The organism is Achromobacter sp. FW305-C-13, assembly GCF_058783475.1.
This window is the reverse complement of the sequence record NZ_JBYSYN010000015.1, coordinates 1-514: the sequence shown is the minus strand read 5'-3', so window position 1 is coordinate 514 and position 514 is coordinate 1. Positions and strand designations below refer to the sequence as shown.

Below are 514 nucleotides of genomic sequence, written 5' to 3'. Positions count from 1 at the left end.
ACCGCTGGGAGGCCGCCAGTCGGATGCCCTGCAAAATGTGGTTGGTTCGGTCGGTGATTTCCCGAGCCTGGTCGCCGTTTCCAGCGGCCCGTTTGCCATGCAGGTTGCGGGCAGTGGGGGATACGGTGCAGGGGATGTCACTTACCACCGCGCGAGGTTCGACCTCTCCCGTGCCGCCAGAACCTCGACCGAAACTCGCGGTTTAAACACCGCCTATTACCCCCGGATTCATGCTTGAAATTAGGCATGGATTCGAGGGTGAAACGCAGCGTTCGCCGGCCGGGTTTCGCCCGACGTGCGGGCAACCCTGGAAAGGTCAAATGTGACCAGGTCCGAATTTGCCGACCCCGTAGGTTCGGTTACCAACATGGAGGCCCCAGCGGAGCCGCCGCGAGACGTCAAAGCAAACGCGCCGGATGCAGCAGTTATTGCACCCACTACGGATGGAATTGGCCGGCCCTGCAGGGTGCCCGTTCCGTTCTGGATCGCATCCATCTGCCGGCTACCCAGTGTC

General features: G+C 61.9%; 1 pseudogene. It reads left to right on the top strand.

Annotated features, from left to right (window positions below):
• A pseudogene (locus tag AC3WMU_RS29645) lies at positions 1-238 on the top strand (hypothetical protein); the annotation flags it as partial.
• Positions 239-514: the final 276 nt, after the last annotated feature.